The following is a 19,710-nucleotide window of genomic DNA, read 5'->3' as shown; positions in this document are numbered from 1 at the left end:
GGAAATATCAGCGGTTGCCGAGCACCGACGCGGCCTTGGCCACGGCGACGAGCGATTGGGTCATGGCCTGCGCCCGGTCGGCCCACATGTTCATGACCAGCTGGTCGGCGTTCTCGTTCACGAAAGCCCCGTTGCGCGTGCGTCCCGACGTGGCGATGAAATCCATGAGATCGGCGAAATCGGAACTGTCGGTGTCGGGGATTTGTTGCATTTCGTAATACTAGGGCCGCAGAGATGTAGTGCCGGGCCGGGAGGCACTCCTGGAGTGCATCCGGCGCGGAATTGTTCACGGATTAGGGCCTGGAGCGCGTTCTTTGTATGTACGAAAAGTCTGAAATTGTTAAGGGGGTGCTCAAACGCCGCTGCGCTGCAGCAGGCCCCGCTGCCTGAACGCGCCGGGCGTCAGCCCGCTCCAGGCGCGAAACGCCCGCGAAAAGCTCTTCTCGTTGCGAAAACCCACCGCCAGGGCGATCTGCTTGATCGGCCGTTCGGTGCGGCGGAGCTGTTCGGCGGCCAATTCGTGGCGGACCTCATCCTTCAGCGCCTGGAGCGAGATGCCTTCTTCCTGCAACTGGCGGTGCAGGGTGCGGCTGGAGAGGTTCAGCAGCGCCGCGATCGACTCGGCGTTGCCGGCCTCCGGCCCGCGGGTGCGCAGCAGTTCGCGCACCCGTTGGCCCAGCAGCCGGTCGCGCCGGTACTGCAGCACGGTGAGCGGCAGGGCGCGCCGGAGCATCGTCCGCAGTGCGCGTTCGTCGCGCAGCAGGGGCATCGCGAGGTAGCGCTCGTCGAAGCTGTAGCTGGTGCGGTCGGCGCCGAAGCGCAGTTCGCCGCCGAACATCAGCGGATAGGCGTCGCGATGGCGCGGCGCCGCGTACGAGAAGGCGGCCGCGCTCAGCGACACGCGTGAATCGATCGCCCAGCTGGCATAGCCGTGCAGGAACCGGAGGCTGGTGACCAGGCAGAACTCGCGGAACGCCCCGAGGTCGCGGCGCTCGGTGATCGCCACGGTCGCCGTGCCGCCGGCCGTCGACAGGTCGAGTGCGATGTCTTCCGTGAGCAGGCGATGGTGGCGGCACCAGCGCTTGATCGCGACGCCGAGGTCGGGCGCGCCGAGCGATGCGCGGCAGAGCATCCCGTAGGTGCCCCAGGGCAGGCGGCGCGAGAACCAGCCGAGCGCCTCGTCGTCGAGCTCCTGCATCGCGAAGCCCGACAGCACCTCGAACTGCGCCGCCGTCACCCGGGCGTCGGGGTTGTCCACCTCATGCGGCGCGATCTGTGCCTCCGCCAAGGCGGCCGACGGGTCCATGCCGTAGCGTTCATAGCCCAGCGCGATGGCTTTGACAAAGGCCATCGGCGTGGCCGCGCGGCGGCTGCTTCGGAGCGGGGACGAGGACATGAGCGGGCGTCGGATGGTGGCGCGATTTGCAACCATTGTGGCGCCAATTGCAACGGCACACGGCGTAAGCTGCAACTTTTCCGCGCGTGACATCCGCGCGCCGCCGACCCAACAGGAGACAACCCAATGCACGATCCCGGCCTGAACTTCGACCTGGGCGACACCATCGATTCCCTGCGCGACGCCATCCAGCACTTCGCCGCCGAGGAAATCGCGCCGCGCGCCGCCGACATCGACCGCGACAACCTGTTTCCCCACGACCTCTGGAAGAAGCTGGGCGACCTCGGCCTGCACGGCATGACCGTGAGCGAGGAATACGGCGGCACGCAGCTGGGCTACCTCGCGCACATCGTGGCGATGGAAGAAGTCTCGCGCGCATCGGCCTCGGTCGGCCTGTCGTACGGCGCGCACTCCAACCTGTGCGTGAACCAGATCCACCGCAACGGCAGCGAGGCGCAGAAGAAGAAATACCTGCCCAAGCTGGTCAGCGGCGAGCACGTCGGTGCGCTGGCGATGAGCGAACCCAATGCCGGCTCCGACGTGGTCAGCATGAAGCTGCGCGCCGAGAAGAAGGGCGACCGCTACGTGCTCAACGGCGGCAAGATGTGGATCACCAACGGCGGCGATGCCGACACGCTGGTCATCTACGCCAAGACCGAGCCGGAGATGGGCGCGCGCGGCATGACCGCCTTCATCGTCGAGAAGGGCTTCAAGGGCTTCTCGGCCGGCACCAAGCTCGATAAGCTGGGCATGCGCGGATCGAACACCTTCCCGCTCTTCTTCGACAACTGCGAAGTGCCGGAAGAGAACGTGCTCGGCGGCGAGGGCATGGGCGCCAAGGTGCTGATGAGCGGCCTCGACTACGAGCGCGCCGTGCTCTCGGGCGGCCCGCTGGGCATCATGGCCGCGTGCATGGACACGGTGCTGCCTTTCATCCACGAGCGCAAGCAGTTCGGCCAGAGCATCGGCGAGTTCCAGCTCATGCAGGGCAAGGTGGCCGACATGTATTCGACCTGGCAAGCGACGCGCGCGTACGTGTACGCGGTCGGCAAGGCCTGCGACCGCAACGACCATGCGCGCACTTTCCGCAAGGACGCGGCCGGCGCGATCCTCTACTCCGCCGAGAAGGCGACCTGGATGGCCGGCGAAGCGATCCAGGCGCTGGGCGGCGTGGGCTACACCAAGGACTTCCCGGTCGAACGCCTGTGGCGCGACGCCAAGCTCTACGAGATCGGCGCCGGCACCAGCGAAATCCGCCGCATGCTGATCGGCCGCGAACTGTTCTCCGAGACGGCCTGACCCGCAGGAGGCGCACATGACCTCGAAGCCCAGCCTGGCGCAAGGCGCCACCGACGTGCCGCTGATCGAGCAGACCATCGGCGATTTCTTCGACGACATGGCCGCGCGGCAAGGCGACCGCGACGCGCTGGTCAGCGCGCATGAGAAGAAGCGCCTGAGCTACCTCGAACTGCAGCGCGAATCGAACCGGCTCGCCAGCGCACTGCTGAAGCTTGGCCTGCAGTCCGGCGACCGCGTCGGCATCTGGTCGCACAACAACGTACCGTGGGTGCTGATGCAGATCGCAACCGCGAAGGTCGGGATCATCCTGGTCAACATCAACCCGGCCTACCGCACCTCGGAGCTCGAATACGCGCTCAACAAGGTCGCGTGCAAGGCGCTGGTGACGATGAAGAGCTTCAAGACCAGCGAGTACGTCGGCATGCTGCGCGAGTTGGCGCCCGAGCTCGCTGCTGCGAAGCCCGGCGAGCTGAAGGCCGCACGCCTGCCGCACCTGCGCACGGTGGCGTGGATCGACACGCCGGCCGACAGTGGTGAGCAGCCGGGCCTGATGCGCTTTTCCGCGCTGCTCGAAAGCGGCTCGGCCGACGACCCGAAGGTCGCCGCCGCCGGGAAGACGTTGAAGGCCACCGACCCGATCAACATCCAGTTCACCAGCGGCACCACCGGCTTCCCGAAGGGCGCGACGCTCACGCACCGGAACATCCTCAACAACGGCTTCTTCATCGGCGAGTGCATGAAGCTCACGCCGGCCGACCGGCTGTGCATCCCGGTGCCGCTCTATCACTGCTTCGGCATGGTGCTGGGCAACCTCGCGTGCATCACGCACGGCAGCGCCATCGTCTATCCCAATGACGGCTTCGATCCGATCACGGTCCTGCAGACGGTGCAGGACGAGAAGTGCACCGGCCTGCATGGCGTGCCGACGATGTTCATCGCCGAGCTCGACCATCCGCGCTTCAAGGAGTTCGATCTCTCGACCTTGCGCACCGGCATCATGGCCGGCTCGCCGTGCCCCACCGAAGTCATGAAGCGAGTGGTCGAGCAGATGCACCTGCGCGAGATCACCATCGCCTACGGCATGACCGAGACCAGCCCCGTGAGCTGCCAGAGCTCGACGGACACGCCGCTCGAAAAGCGCGTGTCGACCGTCGGCACGGTGCAGCCGCACCTGGAGATCAAGATCGTCGACCCGGTCACCGGCGACATCGTCCCGCGCGGCCAGTCGGGCGAGTTCTGCACGCGCGGCTATTCGGTGATGCACGGCTACTGGGAAGACCCCGAGAAGACCCGCGAAGCCATCGACACCGACGGCTGGATGCACACCGGCGACCTCGCCACGATGGACGACGAGGGCTACGTCAACATCGTCGGCCGCATCAAGGACCTCGTGATCCGCGGCGGCGAGAACATCTACCCGCGCGAGATCGAGGAATTTCTCTACCGCCACCCGAAGGTGCAGGACGTGCAGGTGGTCGGCCTGCCCGACAAGAAATACGGCGAGGAGCTCTGCGCCTGGATCATCGTCAAGCCCGGCCAGACTGCCACGGCCGACGAGATCCGCGAATTCTGCAAGGGCCAGATCGCGCACTACAAGGTGCCGCGCTACATCGAGTTCGTCACCGAATTCCCGATGACCGTGACCGGCAAGATCCAGAAATTCAAGATCCGCGAAGCGATGAAGGGCCGCCTCGGCCTCGACGAAGAAAGAACTGCATGAAGCTGGAGACCCAACTCAACGCCCGTTCGGCCGAATTCCAGGCCAATGCCACCGCGATGCGCGCGCTGGTCGACGACCTGCGCGTCCAGTTCGCGAAGGTCGAGGCCGGCGGCGGCGAGGCCGCACGCAGCAAGCACACGGCGCGCGGCAAGCTGCTGCCGCGTGATCGCGTCGCGCAGCTGCTCGACCCCGGCACACCGTTCCTGGAGATCTCGCCGCTCGCCGCGCATGCGATGTACCACGGCGCCGCACCCGGCGCGGGCCTCATCGCGGGCATCGGGCGCGTCAGCGGCGTCGACTGCATGATCGTCTGCAACGACGCGACGGTGAAGGGCGGCACCTACTACCCGATGACGGTCAAGAAGCACCTGCGTGCGCAGGAGATCGCCGAGCAGAACCGCCTGCCGTGCATCTACCTGGTCGATTCGGGCGGCGCCAACCTGCCGAACCAGGACGAGGTGTTTCCGGACCGCGAGCACTTCGGCCGCATCTTCTACAACCAGGCGAACATGAGCGCGCAGGGCATCGCGCAGATCGCGGTGGTCATGGGTTCGTGCACGGCCGGCGGCGCGTATGTGCCCGCGATGAGCGACGAAAGCATCATCGTCAAGAACCAGGGCACCATCTTCCTGGGCGGCCCGCCGCTCGTGAAGGCGGCGACCGGTGAAGTCGTGACGGCCGAAGACCTCGGTGGCGGCGACGTGCACACGCGGCTCTCGGGCGTGGCCGATCACCTGGCGCAGAACGACCTGCACGCGCTCGCGCTGGCGCGCACGGCGGTCGCCAACCTCAACGCACGCGCGCCGAAAAGCGATGCGCCCGCGCCGCGTGCACCGGAGTACGCGGCCGAGGAGCTCTATGGCGTGATCCCCGTCGACACGCGCAAGCCCTTCGACGTGCGCGAGATCATCGCGCGCATCGTCGACGGCAGCGAGTTCCACGAGTTCAAGGCCCGCTTCGGCAGCACGCTGGTCTGCGGCTTCGCCGAAATCGAGGGCATGCCGGTGGGCATCGTCGCCAACAACGGCATCCTGTTCTCCGAATCGGCGCAGAAGGGCGCGCACTTCATCGAGCTGTGCTGCCAGCGCAAGATCCCGCTGGTGTTCCTGCAGAACATCACCGGCTTCATGGTGGGCCGAAAGTACGAGAACGAAGGCATCGCGCGCCATGGCGCCAAGATGGTGACGGCAGTGGCCACGGCCAACGTGCCCAAGTTCACGATCATCATCGGCGGCAGCTTCGGCGCGGGCAACTACGGCATGTGCGGTCGCGCGTACTCACCGCGCTTCCTCTGGATGTGGCCCAACGCGCGCATCAGCGTGATGGGCGGCGAGCAGGCCGCGAGCGTGCTCGCCACCGTCAAGCGCGACGGCATCGAGGCCAAGGGCGGGCAATGGAGCGCCGAGGAAGAAGAGGCCTTCAAGTCGCCGATTCGCCAGCAGTACGAAGTGCAGGGCCATCCGTACTACGCCACGGCGCGCCTGTGGGACGACGGCATCATCGACCCGGCCGACACGCGCCGGGTGTTGGCGCTGGGGCTCGCCGCCACGCGCAATGCGCCGATCCCCGAGCCGAAGTTCGGCATCTTCCGCATGTGAGAGGTTCGCCATGACGCTGCCGAACTACTTCGCGAGCCTCGCGCGCTATCACGTCTGGGCCACGTACAAGCTGATCGACACGAACCTGCGCGGACTGTCCGACGACGACTGGCATCGCGACTGCGGCCTGTACTTCCGTTCCGTGCACCGCACGGTCAACCACCTGCTGCTGACCGACAACATCTGGTTCTCGCGCTTTGCCGAGGGGCGCTCGCCGCGCATGCCGCTCGATACCGAGCTGCATGGGGATCGCGCCGAAGTGTGCAAGGCCTTGCGCGAAGCCGTGGCGCGCTGGAGCCCGTGGCTCGCGACGCTGACGTCGGAGCGCTTCGATGGCGAGCTGGTCTATGTGCGCAACAACGGCGAAGAGGTGCGGATCCCCTTCGCACCGGCGCTTGGCCATGTCTTCAACCACGCGACCCATCATCGCGGGCAGCTGACCGCTGCACTGACGGCGATGGTCCATCCGGGACCGGAGCTCGACTGGGTCTACCTGCTGCAACAAGAGTCCCGTTCCTCATCATGAGCACCTCGTTCACCACACTCGAACTCTCCATCGAAGGCGCGGTCGCGCGCATCTGGCTCAACCGGCCCGAGCTGCGCAACGCCTTCGACGACATCGTGATCGCCGAGCTGACGCAGGCGTTCATCGAAGCCGGTGCGTCGTCGCAGGTCCGGGCCATCGTTCTCGGTGCGAACGGACCGGCCTTCTGCGCGGGCGCGAACCTCAACTGGATGAAGCGCATGGCCGACTACACGCGTGACGAGAACGTCGCCGATGCGGGCAAGCTGGCGACCATGCTGCGCACCATCGCCGACTGTCCCAAGCCCACCATCGCGCGCGTGCAGGGCGATGTCTACGCGGGCGGCATGGGGCTCGTGGCCGCGTGCGACATCGCAGTGAGCGTGGATACGGCCTGGTACTGCCTGAGCGAAGTGAAGATCGGCCTGATCCCGGCGACCATCAGCCCCTACGTGCTGCGCGCGATGGGCACGCGAGCTTCGCAGCGCTGGTTCCTCACGGCCGAGCGCTTCGCGGCCGCGGAGGCGCACCGCATCGGCTTCGTGCACGAGGTCGTTGCCGCCGATGCGCTCGATGCCAAGGTGGCCGAGATCGTGAAAGCACTGACCGGTGCGAGCCCGGCGGCGGTGCGTGCCTGCAAGACGCTGATCGCCGACGTTGCCGGCCGCGAGATCGACGATGCACTCGTCGCGAAGACGGTCGAGGGCATCGCGGACATCCGCGCAAGCGAAGAGGGCCGTGAAGGCGTGCAGGCCTTCCTTCAGAAGCGCAAGCCTTCCTGGTTGAACTGACGCATCGGACGACCATGGACGCCCTGGACATGCCGCAATTGCTCGCGTTGGCTGCCGCACTCGGCTGGGCCAGCGGCGTGCGGCTGTACCTCGTCGTGCTGCTGACCGGTCTCGCGGGCTACCTCGGCTGGGTGCAGTTGCCCGGCGGCCTGCAACTGCTGGCGCACCCGGTGGTGCTGGTGGCGAGCGGGTTCATGGTGTTCGTCGAGTTCTTCGCCGACAAGATCCCGGGCCTCGATTCGCTCTGGGACATGGTCCACACCGTGATCCGCATCCCCGCCGGAGCCGCTCTGGCAGCGGGCGTGTTCGGTGCCGACCATGCGGTGATGGCGCTCGTCGCCGCGCTGCTGGGCGGCGGCTTCGCTGCCACCGCGCATGCGGCGAAGGCGACGACGCGCGCGGCCATCAACACCTCGCCCGAACCCTTCAGCAACGTCGGCGCGTCGCTGGTCGAGGACAGCGTGGTGCCGGTCAGCCTCTGGCTCGCGGTCGTGCATCCGCTGGTGTTCGGCATCCTCTTCATCGCCGTGCTGGTCTTCAGCGTATGGCTCATTCGCAAGAGCTGGCGCTTCCTCAGATCCCTCTTCGCCCGCGTGGCCCGCATCTTCAGCGGGCGGCCCGATCCCGGCGTGACGCCGGCCTTCCAGCTCAAGAAGAATCCTCCTGGAGACTCATCGAATGTTTAAGAAGATCCTCATCGCCAACCGTGGCGAGATCGCCTGCCGTGTCGCGGCCACAGCACGCCGCATGGCGATCCGCACCGTCGCGGTGTACTCCGATGCCGACGCGCACGCCAGCCATGTGCGCGCCTGCGACGAATCGGTTCACCTTGGCGGCAGTGCGCCGAAGGAAAGCTACCTGCGCTGGGAGAAGATCCTCGAAGCCGCGAAGTCCAAGGGCGCCGAAGCGGTGCATCCGGGCTACGGCTTCCTGAGCGAGAACGAGGAATTCGCGCAGGCCTGCGCCAATGCCGGCCTGGTCTTCATCGGCCCGCCGCCGTCGGCGATCAAGGCGATGGGCCTCAAGGCCGAGTCCAAGCAGCTGATGGAAAAGGCCGATGTGCCGCTGGTGCCCGGCTACCACGGCAGCGACCAGAACCCCGAACTGCTGCAGAGCGAGGCCGACCGCATCGGCTACCCGGTGCTCATCAAGGCCAGCGCCGGCGGCGGCGGCAAGGGCATGCGCATCGTCGAGAAGAAGGGCGACTTCGCAGCCGCGCTGGCGTCGTGCCAGCGCGAGGCGATCAACAGCTTCGGCGACGATGCCGTGCTGATCGAGAAATACGTGCAGCGCCCGCGCCACATCGAGATCCAGGTCTTCGGCGACACGCACGGCAACTACGTCTACCTCTTCGAGCGCGACTGCTCGGTGCAGCGGCGCCACCAGAAGGTGCTGGAAGAAGCGCCCGCGCCCGGCATGACCGAGGCGATGCGCAAGCAGATGGGCGAGGCGGCTGTGGCCGCCGCGCGCGCGGTCAACTACGTCGGCGCGGGCACGGTGGAATTCATCGTCGAGCAGCGCGACGACGGCAGCATGAATTTCTTCTTCATGGAGATGAACACGCGCCTGCAGGTGGAGCACCCGGTGACCGAGGCGATCACCGGCCTCGACCTCGTCGAATGGCAGTTGCGCGTGGCCTCGGGCGAGCCCTTGCCGCTGAAGCAGGAGCAGTTGCAGATCCACGGCCATGCGATCGAGGCGCGCATCTGCGCCGAGAACCCCGACAACAACTTCCTGCCCGCCACCGGCACGCTGCACGTGTACCGCAAGCCGCAGGCCACTGCCTTCCAGCGCAGCCGCGTGCGCATCGACGACGGCGTGCGCGAAGGCGGCGTGATCTCGCCCTTCTACGACTCGATGATCGCCAAGCTCATCGTGCACGGCGCGACGCGCGAAGAGGCGCTCGCGCGGCTCGACCAGGCGCTGGCGCAGACGCACATCGTGGGCGTGGCGACCAACGTGCAGTTCCTGCGCGGCATCCTGCGCACTGATTCGTTCGCCCATGCCAAGCTCGACACCGCGCTGATCGAGCGCGAGCGTGCGGTGCTGTTCGACCAGGAGCCGCTGGGCCTGCCCCTCGCAGCCGCTGCCTCGATCGCGAACACCCTGCTGGCCGAACGCGCGACCGCAAGCGCCGATCCGTTCAGCCGCCGCGACGGCTGGCAATCGCACGGCATCGCCACGCGGCCCTTCGAGTTCGAGTTCCGCGGCGAGACCAAGAACGCCGAGCTGCGCTACCTGCACGACGGTGCGCTCGCGCTCAGCGTGGGTGAGGTCTCCGGCCCGCTCGAAATCGGCAGCTTCCCGACGGGCCAACTCGAACTGATGTTCAACGGCCACCGGCACACGCTCAACGTCTACGAGGACCAGGCGACCGCGCACGTCTTCGCCGCCGACGGCGCGACGAAGATCACCGCGATCGACCGCCTCGCGCATGCCGGCGACACGCACGCCGAAGGCGGCCGCCTCACCGCGCCGATGCCGGGCAAGGTGGTGTCCTTCGCGGTCAAGGCGGGCGACAAGGTCAGCCGCGGCCAGGCGCTGGCGGTGATGGAGGCGATGAAGATGGAGCACACCATCGCCGCGCCTGCGGACGGGACGGTCGAGGAACTGCTCTTCGCGCCGGGCGACCAGGTCACCGAGGGGGCAGAGCTGCTTCGTATTGCCGCTTAAGCTCGGGGAATGACTTCCTCCCGAATGCGAATCCTCGTCAGCCTGACCGACCTCCGCCCCGACGCCTGGGTTGCGGGATTTCAGGCGGCCTTCCCCGAGGCCGAAGTGGAACCCTGGCAGCCCGGCGCTGCGCCGGCCGATCACGCGGTCGTCTGGGCGCCGCCGCAGCAGATGCTGGATGAGCAACCCGGCTTGAAGGGGCTCTTCAACATCGGCGCTGGCGTCGATGCGCTGCTCAAGCTCAAGGTGCCGCCGCAGACCCGCGTGGTGCGGCTCGACGATGCCGGCATGGCGGTGCAGATGGCGGAATACGTCTGCCACTACCTGATCCGCCACTTCCGCGAGTTCGACGCGTACGAAGCCGAGTCGCGTGCGGGCCGCTGGAGCTTTCGCAAGCCGCGCGAGCGTGAGGATTTCGCGGTGGGGATCATGGGGCTGGGCGTGCTCGGCGAGCGAGTCGCGAAGGCGGTGCAGCACTTCGAATTCCCGGTCAATGGCTGGAGCCGGTCACCGAAGGATCTGGCCGGCGTGCGGTGTCATGCGGGCGAGAAGGACTTCGACGCCTTCCTCGGCGCGACCCGCGTGCTGGTCAACCTGCTGCCGCTCACGCCCGACACGCGCGGCATCATGAACCGCCAGACGCTCTCGAAGCTCAACGGCGGCAAGCCGGGCGGCTACGTCATCAACGTCGCGCGCGGCGCGCATCTGGTCGAAGCCGACCTGATCCCGCTGCTCGACAGCGGCCAGCTCGCAGGTGCGACGCTCGATGTGTTCGAGGTCGAGCCGCTGCCGGCCGAACATCCTTTCTGGCACCACCCGAAGATCAACGTCACGCCGCACGGCTCGGCGCGCACCCTGCGCGAGGCATCGATCGCGCAGATCGCCGGCAAGATCCGCGCGATGTCCCGCGGAGAACCCATTGCCGGCGTGGTCGATACACAGCGCGGATACTAGTTCGAACGTCGAGCCAGTGCTTTACAGAGTCGGGTGTGAATCATCTTTCCTGCCGCACCGCCGGCAACAATTGTTGCAAGCCAAACGCCGAGGGAGAGGAGATAGATGGTCGTGATGTCCTTGTCATTTTTGATGTAGCGCGGTCCGTACCATAGCGAGAACGCGTCAATCATGTAGAACGAAGCGACGGCGGTTAGCAACGCAGAACCGATCATGCACAGAGCTATGCAAAACAAGCGTTTCATGGGATCGGCCAGAACCAGATGGACTCCGATTTCAGATAGTTGGACCAGTAGCCTTCCCATGAGATGCGGTAGCGTAGTCGCAGCCAACTGGAAACGTCAGTCAAGCGTCGGCTATTCCACAGATCAATGTGGTCGCCTTGTCGACCCGATCCCCAGTAGTTCTGAAAGAACACGATACCGGTGCTTACTGAGAGAGGAATTCTGTCGAATACTGATTCCCCGGATTCTTTGTTCTCAATTTCGTTGCCCTTGAATCTCTTGGGCCCGAAGGGAATGCCGGTGGGCGTTCGTGCGAGCCAGTCGGCGAGTTCCTGTGCGCGAATGGGGTACTTGGGACGGTCCTGTTGCCATGAGCGCGTGCCTTTGAACCCGTCGAGATTCATACCGGAACGGATTAGGGCGACTGCCAGATTGATTGCGCATTGATCGTTGTAGACCTTTTTGTCCAATACCGGCCCTTCCCCCGTGACGTGAGGATGGTTCTTCCAAAGATCCGAGAATTTCACTATCGTCATCGATGAGCTCCCTTTGATTTTCGAGAGAGTTTGCACTATCTGCCTTGGCAGCAAATCTTCCAGTCCGTTGAATGATTCAGCATCGAGGGCATAGCGTCTGGAACAGGACGCCATACGCTTCAGCCATATGAACTAGGTAATACCGATGAAATACCCCACCAAAGTCAAGATCGTCGACGTCGGCCCGCGCGACGGCCTGCAGAACGAGAAGCAGCCGGTCCCCGCCGAAGTCAAGATCGGCCTCGTCCATCGCCTGCAGGACGCGGGCCTCAGGGAAATCGAAGTCACCAGCTTCGTTTCTCCCAAGTGGGTTCCGCAGATGGCGGACAACGCGGAGGTGATGCATGGCATCCGGCGCAAGCCTGGCGTGCGCTACTCGGTGCTTACGCCGAACATGAAGGGCTTCGAGGCCGCGATCGCCGCGCCGCGCGAAGAGTGGCCCGACGAGATCGTGGTGTTCGGCGCCGCGAGCGAGGCCTTCAGCCAGCGCAACATCAACTGCTCGATCGCGGAGAGCATCGAGCGCTTCCGGCCGGTGGTCGAGGCGGCGCGCGAGAAGGGTATCTATGTGCGCGGTGCGATGTCGTGCACCGTGGGGTGTCCGTACGAAGGCGAGATCGCGCCGGAGCGCGTCGAGATGCTGGCCGGGCTGATGAAGGAGATCGGCGTGCAGCATGTCGGCGTGGCCGACACCATCGGCGTGGGCACGCCGGTGAAGGTGCAGCGCGCGCTGGAAGCCACGCTCAAGCACTACGGCATCGACGACATCTCGGGCCACTACCACGACACCTATGGACAGGCGCTCGGCAACACGCTCGCGAGCCTGGAGATGGGCGTGTGGCAATTCGACACCTCGTCGGCCGGGCTCGGCGGCTGCCCCTACGCGAAGGGCGCGACCGGGAATGTCGCGACCGAGGACGTGGTCTACATGCTGCAGGGCATGGGCATCGAAACCGGCATCGATCTCGACAAGCTGATCGATGCGGGCGTCTACATCAGCGACGCACTGGGCCGCGAGCCGAATTCGCGCGCGTCGAAAGCCATCCGCACCAAGAGGGCCGGTTGAACCATGTGTGGCGCTGAACTGACCTCCTTGCCCGAAGGCGTGCAGCGCGTCGCGCGCGTGCTGCAGGACAAGGGCCATCCGCATTCGCCGCGCATGCTCGACGACGCCGCGCGCACCGCGCAGCAGGCCGCCGATGCGCTGGGCATCGAGCTCGGGCAGATCGCCAAGAGCATCGTGTTCCGCCGCAAGTCGGACGAGAGCGCGGTGCTGGTGGTGACCTCGGGCGACAGGCGCGTGGACGAGAAGAAGGTCGAGGCCATCGTGGGCAAGCTCGGCCGCGCCGATGCGGAGTTCGTGAAGTCGCGCACCGGTTTTTCGATCGGCGGTGTGTCGCCGTTCGGCCACGCGACCGAGCCGGTGATGCTGATCGATCGCGACCTCTTCCGCTTCGACGAGATCTGGGCCGCCGCGGGCCATCCGCACGCGGTGGTGCGGCTGCGTCCGCAGGATCTCGAAGGCCTGACCGGCGCGCCGGTCGCGGACGTGGTGTGAGCGTCGTCGACCGCGCCATTGCCGCACGCGCGGTCGCGAGTGGCGTGCCGTCGCCCTGCATCTCGATCTGCCGGATGGACCCGGAGAGCGGCTTCTGCGAAGGGTGCCTGCGCACCATCGACGAGATTGCGGCATGGAGCCGCATGGGCGATGCCGACAAGCGCGGCGTGTGGCGCGCCATCGAACTGCGTGCGCAGGCCGGCTTCCTCGCCAGCGCCGGAGACAAGCCATGAAGCACATCACCTTCCATCTCGACTTCATCTCGCCTTACGCGTACCTCGCCTTCGAGCATCTGCCGCAGGCGCTCGAAGGGCTGACCTACAGCGTGGCGTACCGGCCGCTGCTCTTCGGTGCGCTGCTCAAGCACCACGGCCAGCTCGGGCCGGCGGAGATCCCTTCGAAGCGCACATGGACCTACCGGCACATCCTGTGGCAGGGACGCGAAAACGGCATCCCGGTCCAGATGCCGGCGACGCATCCTTTCAATCCGCTGCCGCACCTGCGGTTGGCGCTCGCGACATCGACCGACGGCGACATCAATCGCCACGTGACCGAGACACTCTTCCGCGACATCTGGCGCACCGGCGGCGAGCCGGGCGACGAAGCCCGCCTTGCCGCGCTCGCTGCGCAGTTGCGCCAGGTGCGCGATGCGGGCGGCGACGAGGTGAAGGCGCAACTCAAGAAGAACACCGACGAGGCCATCGCGCGCGGCATCTTCGGCGTGCCCACGTTCGAGGTCGACGGCCGCCAGTTCTGGGGCTTCGACGGCCTCGGCATGCTGCGCGCCTACCTCGCCGGTGACGACTGGTTCGACGGCGCCGAATGGGCCACGGCTGACCAGCGCCCTTCGCTGCGCCGCAACAAAGGCTGACATTTTCTACAGGCTGAAAAGCGATCCGCGGGTTAGACCCTAAGCTGTCAGCAACGATTCAGTTTGGCGACAGCCTCGGGTCAGTCGGCACTCCAAGAATGCGTGACGTCCCACGCCGTGGGCGAAACACTAGAAGGAGACGACATGGCAGCCACACTAGATTCACGGGGAGCGCCGACCAGCGGTCCGCGTCCCATGACCGCCGAGGAGAAGAAGGTCATCTTCGCTTCCTCCCTCGGAACGGTGTTCGAGTGGTACGACTTCTACCTCTACGGTTCGCTCGCAGCGATCATCGCGAAGCAGTTCTTCAGCGGCCTGGATGCCGGCGCGGCCTTCATCTTCGCGCTGCTGGCCTTCGCGGCGGGCTTCCTCGTCCGTCCCTTCGGCGCCATCGTGTTCGGCCGCCTCGGCGACATGATCGGGCGCAAGTACACCTTCCTGGTCACGATCCTGATCATGGGTCTGTCGACCTTCATCGTCGGCCTGCTGCCGAGCTACGCGACCATCGGCGTCGCAGCGCCGGTGATCCTCATCGCGTTGCGACTGCTGCAGGGCCTCGCCCTCGGCGGCGAGTACGGCGGTGCGGCCACCTATGTGGCCGAGCACTCGCCGCACGGCAAGCGCGGCGCGTACACCTCGTGGATCCAGACCACCGCCACGCTCGGCCTGTTCCTGAGCCTCTTGGTCATCCTCGGCGTGCGCGAAGGCGTCGGCGAAGCAGCCTTCGCCGATTGGGCATGGCGCATTCCTTTCCTCGTCTCGATCCTGCTGCTGGGCGTCTCGGTTTGGATCCGCCTGTCGCTGTCCGAATCGCCGGCATTCCAGCGCATGAAGGCCGAGGGCAAGACCTCGAAGGCGCCGCTCGCCGAATCCTTCGGCCAGTGGAAGAACCTCAAGATCGTGATCCTGGCGCTCATCGGCCTCACCGCCGGCCAAGCCGTGGTCTGGTACACCGGCCAGTTCTATGCGTTGTTCTTCCTGACGCAGCAGCTCAAGGTCGATGCGACGACCGCCAACCTGATGATCGCGGCCGCCCTGCTGATCGGCACGCCGTTCTTCGTGGTGTGGGGCACGCTGTCCGACAAGATCGGCCGCAAGTCGATCATCCTGGCCGGCTGCCTGCTGGCGGTCGTGACCTACTTCCCGGTCTTCAAGATGCTGACCGAAGCCGCCAACCCTGCCCTCGCCAAGGCACAGGCGACCGCTGGCGTGACCGTCACCGCCGACCCGGGCACCTGCTCGTTCCAGGGCAACCCGGTGGCACGCGAAATCGACTTCCGCAGCTCCTGCGATATCGCCAAGCGCTTCCTGGTGCAGAACTCGGTGAGCTATGAGCGCATCGACGGCCCCGCCGGTTCGCCGGCCGTGGTGAAGATCGGCGATGTCGCGATCAACTCGCCGGTCGGCAACGTGGTCAACCACAAGTTCGACGAAGCCTCGAGCAAGGAAATCGCCGCCTTCAAGAAGAGCGTGACCGAGCAGCTCAAGACCGCGGGCTACCCGAGCAAGGCCGACCCAGCCCAGATGAACAAGGTCCTGACCGTGGCGCTGCTCTTCTGGCTGGTGCTGCTGGTGACGATGGTCTACGGGCCGATCGCCGCCATGCTGGTCGAGATGTTCCCCACCCGTATCCGCTACACCTCGATGAGCCTGCCGTACCACGTCGGCAACGGCTGGTTCGGCGGCCTGCTGCCCACCACCGCGTTTGCGATCGTGGCCAGCACCGGCAACATGTACAACGGGCTGTGGTATCCGATCGTGATCGCGGCAGTGACCCTGGTGGTCGGCACGATCTTCATCCGCGAAACCAAGGATGTGGACATCTACGCCAACGATTAGGCACACCCCCAGCCTCGCTCACTTCGTGTAGCGACCGACGGGCGGCCGCCAGAGGCGGCTGCTCTTCGGGCACGTCCAGGCCTGCGCAGGCAGGCCCGGAGCCGCGGCCCTCAGCCCCCTTGCAGGGGGCAATACCAGCGGCCCGGCGGAGCCGGTTCCGCGGTATTTCCCGGATGGCTGGATCGAAGGCCTCGCGCTGTGTCGGCTCGGGGCCTTTTGCCGCATCAGTCCTCGCCGGGCACCAGGATGAGTGCCCGTTTTCGAGGCAACGCAGTCGCAAGCCGCGCCGGGCCTGCGTTCGCGCCCTTTCGTCCTCGCACAACACACAACGTTATCCACAGAAACGAGGTGCAACTCGGTCAGTCGATGTGTCGCTCGATCCAGCCGATGACGCCCTCGATGCTGCGGAACTCATCCGCCGAGCGGGCGGGGATGTCCGCTTGCCGCTCGTTCCACATGCGGGCCAGCGCCTGCCCGGGACCGATTTCGAGCACGCATCGCACGCGTCGCGCCGCAATGCTCTCCATGCATTCGTCCCAGTGGACGGTGTGGTCGATCTGGCGCGCGAGTGCGGCCTTGGCCTGATCGGCATCGCGAACGCGGCCGCCGACGTTGCTGAGCAAGGGGACTCGTGGCGACCCGAACGAGCGCGGAGCGAGCAAGGCTTCGAACGAGCGCGCCGCGTCGGTCATCCATCGCGTGTGCGATGCGACGTGGACGTTGAGCCTCGTGACGTGGCCGCCGAGGCGTTGCGCCGCTTCGGCGGCCGGCGCGAGCGCTGCCGCAGGGCCGCCGAGCACGACGTTGACCGCGCCGTTGCGGATGGCCACCGCGAGGCCGAAGTCCGCGCACAGCGCGTCGAGCGCTTCGGCGCCGAGGCCGCTCACCGCGATCAGGCCGCAGTCGCAGCGTTCGGCATCGCGGTCCATCAGCTCGGCGCGGTGCCGCACCAGGTCGATGGCGGTCGGCGCGTCGTAGACGCCGGCCGCCGCGAAGGCCGCCACTTCGCCGACGCTGTAGCCCGCGACGACCGCCGGCGCAGGATGATGCGGGGCAAGCGCCGTCCACGCAGCGAGTCCAAGCGCGGTGAGGAGCAGTTGGGCATTGGCGTTGCGGCCCGCCCAATCGGGATCGCGCAGGCGCTCGCGCCAATCGTGGCCCAGATCGCGTTGAACGTGTCGCAGGAGTTCGCCCTCGGCCAGCCACGCCAGCATGTCGGGATGCTGCATGCCCTGGCCCGAGAAGATCAGCGCGTAGCTCATTGGATGACCTCCGTGCTTCGCACTGCGGTGCGAGCGCCCTCGGGCGGCGGGGCGGCGCTCATGCCAGCCGTGTGCAGATGCGCCGCATCCAGCAGGCGGCCGCGAGCGTGTCGGCCGCGCCCCCGGGCGACAGGCGGCGCGCGACGAAATCGCGATGGATGGCCCATGCGGCTTCAAAGTGCTTGTCGGTCGCCGCGCCACCGCGTTCGAGATAGCCGCGCGCGGCATGCCGTGCGTGGTGCAAGCCCGCGAGGCCGCCTCGATGCGCGAGGTTGCTGTCGTCGAGCGACGCCATGATGGCGAACAGCGTGTCGAGCCGAGCACGCTGCGAGTCCAGTCCGCAACGGGTTGCCGCGGCGAGTGCCGGTACGGCGATGTCGAACAGCACCGGGAATCCGAGCGCGGCTTCTTCCGACGCGCTGCGCAGTCCGTATCGGCGCGCAGCGACGCCGCCGGGCAACATCGATACGCGGCGGCTGCGCGTATGGAGCGCATCGCCCCAGTGCCGGCGCAGAGCGGTGCGCAACGCGTGCGGCGACAGCGGTTGTCCTTCGCGCACGAGCGCACCCGCCGATGCGCAAAGCAGGCCGAGCGTGAAGATTGCGCCGCGATGCGTGTTGATGCCACCGGTGGCCGCGAGCATCCGTTGTTCGGCGGCGATGCCGCAGTGCTCCAGCGCTTCGAAGGGCGCGTGCGCTTCGCCCAGTGCCGCGATTTGCACGAAGTAGTGACGCAGTGCGAACAGGCTGCGCATGAAGGTGTGCGCGTCCATGTCGGCGTGGCTGCCGCTGTCGATGAACGACACGAGGCCTGGCTTGGGTGCGAGTTCGAGCTCGTCGTGCAATGCGAGCGTCGCGGCGCGCCCGATGTCGGCGACGGTGAGGCGCAGCGCATGCGTCGCGCGATGCGCGCCGTGCGACATGGCGAGTGCAGTCATTCGGAAACCTCCGCGCTCCGCGCTGCGGTGCGAGCGCCTTCGGGCGGCCGGGCGGCGCTCATTGGGTAACCTTCGCGCAGCAGCGCTTCGGAATTCGCCTTCGGAGCGGCCGGGCGGCTCATGCCGCCATCTCCAGCGCCGGCGCATGCCGGCGCACGAAGGACGCATCCGCCATCGACGCGCCGTGCAGGCGTTTCACGAGCAGGTGGCGCGCACGGCCTGCGCGCCATGCCTGCCACTCGCGCCATGCGACGGCCGTACCGTCCTCGAAGACCAGTTCGCCGTCGAGTCGCGGATGTCGGGGCGCGAAGGCTTCGAGGTGGTGGGCGACGGCGTCCGCCTGCTCGGCGTCGCGCACGCCAATCCACACATCGATGTCGGAGCTTTCGCGGACGCAGGGGAGTCCGGTCAGCAACTGCCAGCCGTAGGCGCCGTAGACGCGCGCCGAGGCATGGCAGGCCGCGAGCTGGCGCCCCAGCGTGCGCCAGGCGGCGCGCGGAATGCGCGGCAGCAGGCTCGCGGCATCTTCCGCGCGCGGGAACTCGTCGAACCAGGCCAGCGCGCTGCGGGGCACGTGGATCGCGAGGCGGCGCCGATCCCATTGCAGTGGCGCCGGCAGGCCGAGCGCGATCCGGCCTTCGCCCGAATCCGCTTGCGGCTGGCGCGTGACGACCAGCGGCAGGCGATGCGCGGCCCAGTGGTCGATGCAGGCCTGTGCCTGGGCGTCCCACGCACGGGCGCGGACGTCGGCCCAGCCCATGTCCGAAAGAAAGGCCAGCCGGTGACGGCGCAGCGGCATCATGGCGAGCCTCAGGCCGCGTCCAGCACGCGCTGCGCGACAGCGGCGGCCAGCCGGCGGCCGCCGCGCTCGGCACCATCGACGGCGCGCCGGTCGTCCCTCGGCGTGTGCGCGAGCGCGTCGCGCAGCGCGGCGGCCAGGTCGCCCTCCCACAGCGCGCGCACGCCGCCCATCGCGACGTAGTTCGCAACACCGGGCGCGAACACCGGATTCGACTGCGACAACGCGACGAGCATGTCCTCGGGCAGCTTCGTCACGCGCGCCATCGCGGGGATTCGCATCACGCGGATCTCGGCTTCGGGGAGCGCATAGCACGCGTCCGCGATCAGGCCCGAGGTGATGAAGCCGCCGGACAGCGCCTGGTCGTACACCAGCCCGATCACGCGGTGTCCGCGGCGCCGCGCGAGATCGATGCTTGCGCCGAGGTGCGCCATCGCGCGGTTGATGCCGAGCAGTTCGTCGCGCCGGCGCAATTGCTGGCCCTGCGTGTCGATGAGCAGCAGGATCGGCCGCTCCGGGTGCTGCGCGATGGTGTCCAGCACCACGCGCGCCTGTGCCAGAGCCACCCGCACGCCGATGGGCGCGTGGTTCGTGGTGCCGACCACCGTGATCGGCCGGCCGTCGAAGTGCACGGTGCCGTGCAGGAAATCGTCCTCTGCGGTGATGCCGTGAGCGGCGCCGAAGAGGCGGGTGGCGAGAAGGTTCCAGTCCATCGTCTTGCTCCTGAGCG

21 protein-coding genes are annotated in these 19,710 nt (G+C 67.0%); 13 read left to right on the top strand and 8 right to left on the bottom strand.

Annotated features, from left to right (window positions below; genetic code table 11):
* Positions 1–7 precede the first annotated feature (7 nt).
* Positions 8–211, bottom strand: coding sequence for a hypothetical protein (locus tag BLW05_RS17205; RefSeq protein WP_093164448.1), 204 nt, complete (start codon positions 209–211; stop codon positions 8–10).
* A gap of 141 nt (positions 212–352) precedes the next feature.
* Complete coding sequence (locus BLW05_RS17200; RefSeq protein ID WP_093164585.1) at positions 353–1,396, bottom strand: AraC family transcriptional regulator; 1,044 nt, start codon at positions 1,394–1,396, stop codon at positions 353–355.
* A gap of 126 nt (positions 1,397–1,522) precedes the next feature.
* Here BLW05_RS17200 and BLW05_RS17195 point away from each other — a divergent pair, with 126 nt between their 5' ends.
* From BLW05_RS17195 to BLW05_RS17160, 8 genes are read left to right on the top strand one after another with little or no spacing between them, the layout of a single operon-like run.
* Positions 1,523–2,695: an isovaleryl-CoA dehydrogenase gene (locus BLW05_RS17195; RefSeq protein ID WP_093164446.1), complete on the top strand. Its 1,173-nt coding sequence runs from the start codon at positions 1,523–1,525 to the stop codon at positions 2,693–2,695.
* A gap of 16 nt (positions 2,696–2,711) precedes the next feature.
* On the top strand, positions 2,712–4,415 hold the full coding sequence (locus BLW05_RS17190) for an AMP-binding protein (protein ID WP_093164444.1): 1,704 nt from the start codon (positions 2,712–2,714) through the stop codon (positions 4,413–4,415).
* Positions 4,412–6,013, top strand: a complete 1,602-nt coding sequence (locus BLW05_RS17185) for a carboxyl transferase domain-containing protein (RefSeq protein ID WP_093164442.1) — start codon at positions 4,412–4,414, stop codon at positions 6,011–6,013. Before BLW05_RS17190 ends, BLW05_RS17185 begins: the two co-directional genes overlap by 4 nt.
* A gap of 10 nt (positions 6,014–6,023) precedes the next feature.
* Positions 6,024–6,539 (top strand): DinB family protein, encoded by a 516-nt coding sequence (locus BLW05_RS17180; protein ID WP_093164440.1) that lies wholly within the window; start codon positions 6,024–6,026, stop codon positions 6,537–6,539.
* Positions 6,536–7,327: an enoyl-CoA hydratase/isomerase family protein gene (locus BLW05_RS17175; protein ID WP_093164438.1), complete on the top strand. Its 792-nt coding sequence runs from the start codon at positions 6,536–6,538 to the stop codon at positions 7,325–7,327. Before BLW05_RS17180 ends, BLW05_RS17175 begins: the two co-directional genes overlap by 4 nt.
* Positions 7,328–7,341: 14 nt before the next feature.
* On the top strand, positions 7,342–8,013 hold the full coding sequence (locus tag BLW05_RS17170; protein ID WP_093164436.1) for a DUF4126 domain-containing protein: 672 nt from the start codon (positions 7,342–7,344) through the stop codon (positions 8,011–8,013).
* The gene (locus BLW05_RS17165) at positions 8,006–10,000 is read left to right on the top strand and encodes an acetyl/propionyl/methylcrotonyl-CoA carboxylase subunit alpha (RefSeq protein WP_093164434.1); all 1,995 of its coding nucleotides are present in this window, start codon (positions 8,006–8,008) and stop codon (positions 9,998–10,000) included. The genes BLW05_RS17170 and BLW05_RS17165 overlap by 8 nt, the downstream gene beginning before the upstream one ends.
* A gap of 24 nt (positions 10,001–10,024) precedes the next feature.
* Positions 10,025–10,954 (top strand): 2-hydroxyacid dehydrogenase, encoded by a 930-nt coding sequence (locus BLW05_RS17160; RefSeq protein WP_093164432.1) that lies wholly within the window; start codon positions 10,025–10,027, stop codon positions 10,952–10,954.
* Here the strand turns inward: BLW05_RS17160 and BLW05_RS17155 are convergent.
* Both BLW05_RS17155 and BLW05_RS17150 read right to left on the bottom strand, forming a co-directional pair.
* A complete protein-coding gene (locus BLW05_RS17155) occupies positions 10,951–11,199 on the bottom strand; it encodes a hypothetical protein (RefSeq protein ID WP_143044845.1) in 249 nt (82 codons plus the stop codon). The two genes, BLW05_RS17160 and BLW05_RS17155, sit on opposite strands and share 4 nt — an antisense overlap.
* A complete protein-coding gene (locus BLW05_RS17150) occupies positions 11,196–11,714 on the bottom strand; it encodes a type VI secretion system amidase effector protein Tae4 (protein ID WP_093164429.1) in 519 nt (172 codons plus the stop codon). The genes BLW05_RS17155 and BLW05_RS17150 overlap by 4 nt, the downstream gene beginning before the upstream one ends.
* Positions 11,715–11,859: 145 nt before the next feature.
* On the opposite strand from BLW05_RS17150, the gene BLW05_RS17145 reads away from it, so the two are divergent.
* The 5 genes from BLW05_RS17145 (at position 11,860) to BLW05_RS17125 (ending at position 15,982) form a co-directional block, all read left to right on the top strand.
* A complete protein-coding gene (locus tag BLW05_RS17145) occupies positions 11,860–12,780 on the top strand; it encodes a hydroxymethylglutaryl-CoA lyase (RefSeq protein ID WP_093164428.1) in 921 nt (306 codons plus the stop codon).
* Between the two features lie 3 nt (positions 12,781–12,783).
* Positions 12,784–13,272 carry a YbaK/EbsC family protein gene (locus BLW05_RS17140; RefSeq protein ID WP_093164426.1) on the top strand — a complete coding sequence of 163 codons (489 nt, stop codon included), beginning with the start codon at positions 12,784–12,786 and terminating at the stop codon, positions 13,270–13,272.
* A 74-nt stretch (positions 13,273–13,346) separates the two neighbouring features.
* Entirely contained in the window at positions 13,347–13,505 is a 159-nt protein-coding gene (locus tag BLW05_RS17135) for a DUF1289 domain-containing protein (protein WP_093164583.1), read from the top strand.
* Complete coding sequence (locus BLW05_RS17130; protein ID WP_093164425.1) at positions 13,502–14,143, top strand: 2-hydroxychromene-2-carboxylate isomerase; 642 nt, start codon at positions 13,502–13,504, stop codon at positions 14,141–14,143. Before BLW05_RS17135 ends, BLW05_RS17130 begins: the two co-directional genes overlap by 4 nt.
* A 144-nt stretch (positions 14,144–14,287) precedes the next feature.
* Positions 14,288–15,982 carry an MFS transporter gene (locus tag BLW05_RS17125; RefSeq protein WP_093164423.1) on the top strand — a complete coding sequence of 565 codons (1,695 nt, stop codon included), beginning with the start codon at positions 14,288–14,290 and terminating at the stop codon, positions 15,980–15,982.
* A gap of 359 nt (positions 15,983–16,341) precedes the next feature.
* Here BLW05_RS17125 and BLW05_RS17120 read toward each other — a convergent pair whose 3' ends face one another.
* The 4 genes from BLW05_RS17120 to BLW05_RS17105 form a co-directional block, all read right to left on the bottom strand.
* The gene (locus BLW05_RS17120; protein ID WP_093164422.1) at positions 16,342–17,244 is read right to left on the bottom strand and encodes an acyltransferase domain-containing protein; all 903 of its coding nucleotides are present in this window, start codon (positions 17,242–17,244) and stop codon (positions 16,342–16,344) included.
* A gap of 58 nt (positions 17,245–17,302) precedes the next feature.
* Complete coding sequence (gene mdcB, locus BLW05_RS17115; RefSeq protein ID WP_218135186.1) at positions 17,303–18,166, bottom strand: triphosphoribosyl-dephospho-CoA synthase MdcB; 864 nt, start codon at positions 18,164–18,166, stop codon at positions 17,303–17,305.
* Between the two features lie 133 nt (positions 18,167–18,299).
* A complete protein-coding gene (gene mdcG, locus BLW05_RS17110; RefSeq protein ID WP_093164418.1) occupies positions 18,300–18,983 on the bottom strand; it encodes a malonate decarboxylase holo-[acyl-carrier-protein] synthase in 684 nt (227 codons plus the stop codon).
* Positions 18,984–18,991: 8 nt separating this feature from the next.
* Positions 18,992–19,693 carry a biotin-independent malonate decarboxylase subunit gamma gene (locus tag BLW05_RS17105; protein WP_093164416.1) on the bottom strand — a complete coding sequence of 234 codons (702 nt, stop codon included), beginning with the start codon at positions 19,691–19,693 and terminating at the stop codon, positions 18,992–18,994.
* Positions 19,694–19,710 lie beyond the last annotated feature (17 nt).

The sequence above is a fragment of the Variovorax sp. YR216 genome (assembly GCF_900107745.1).
Taxonomy (GTDB): domain Bacteria; phylum Pseudomonadota; class Gammaproteobacteria; order Burkholderiales; family Burkholderiaceae_C; genus Variovorax.
This window is presented reverse-complemented; position numbering and strand designations above follow the sequence as displayed.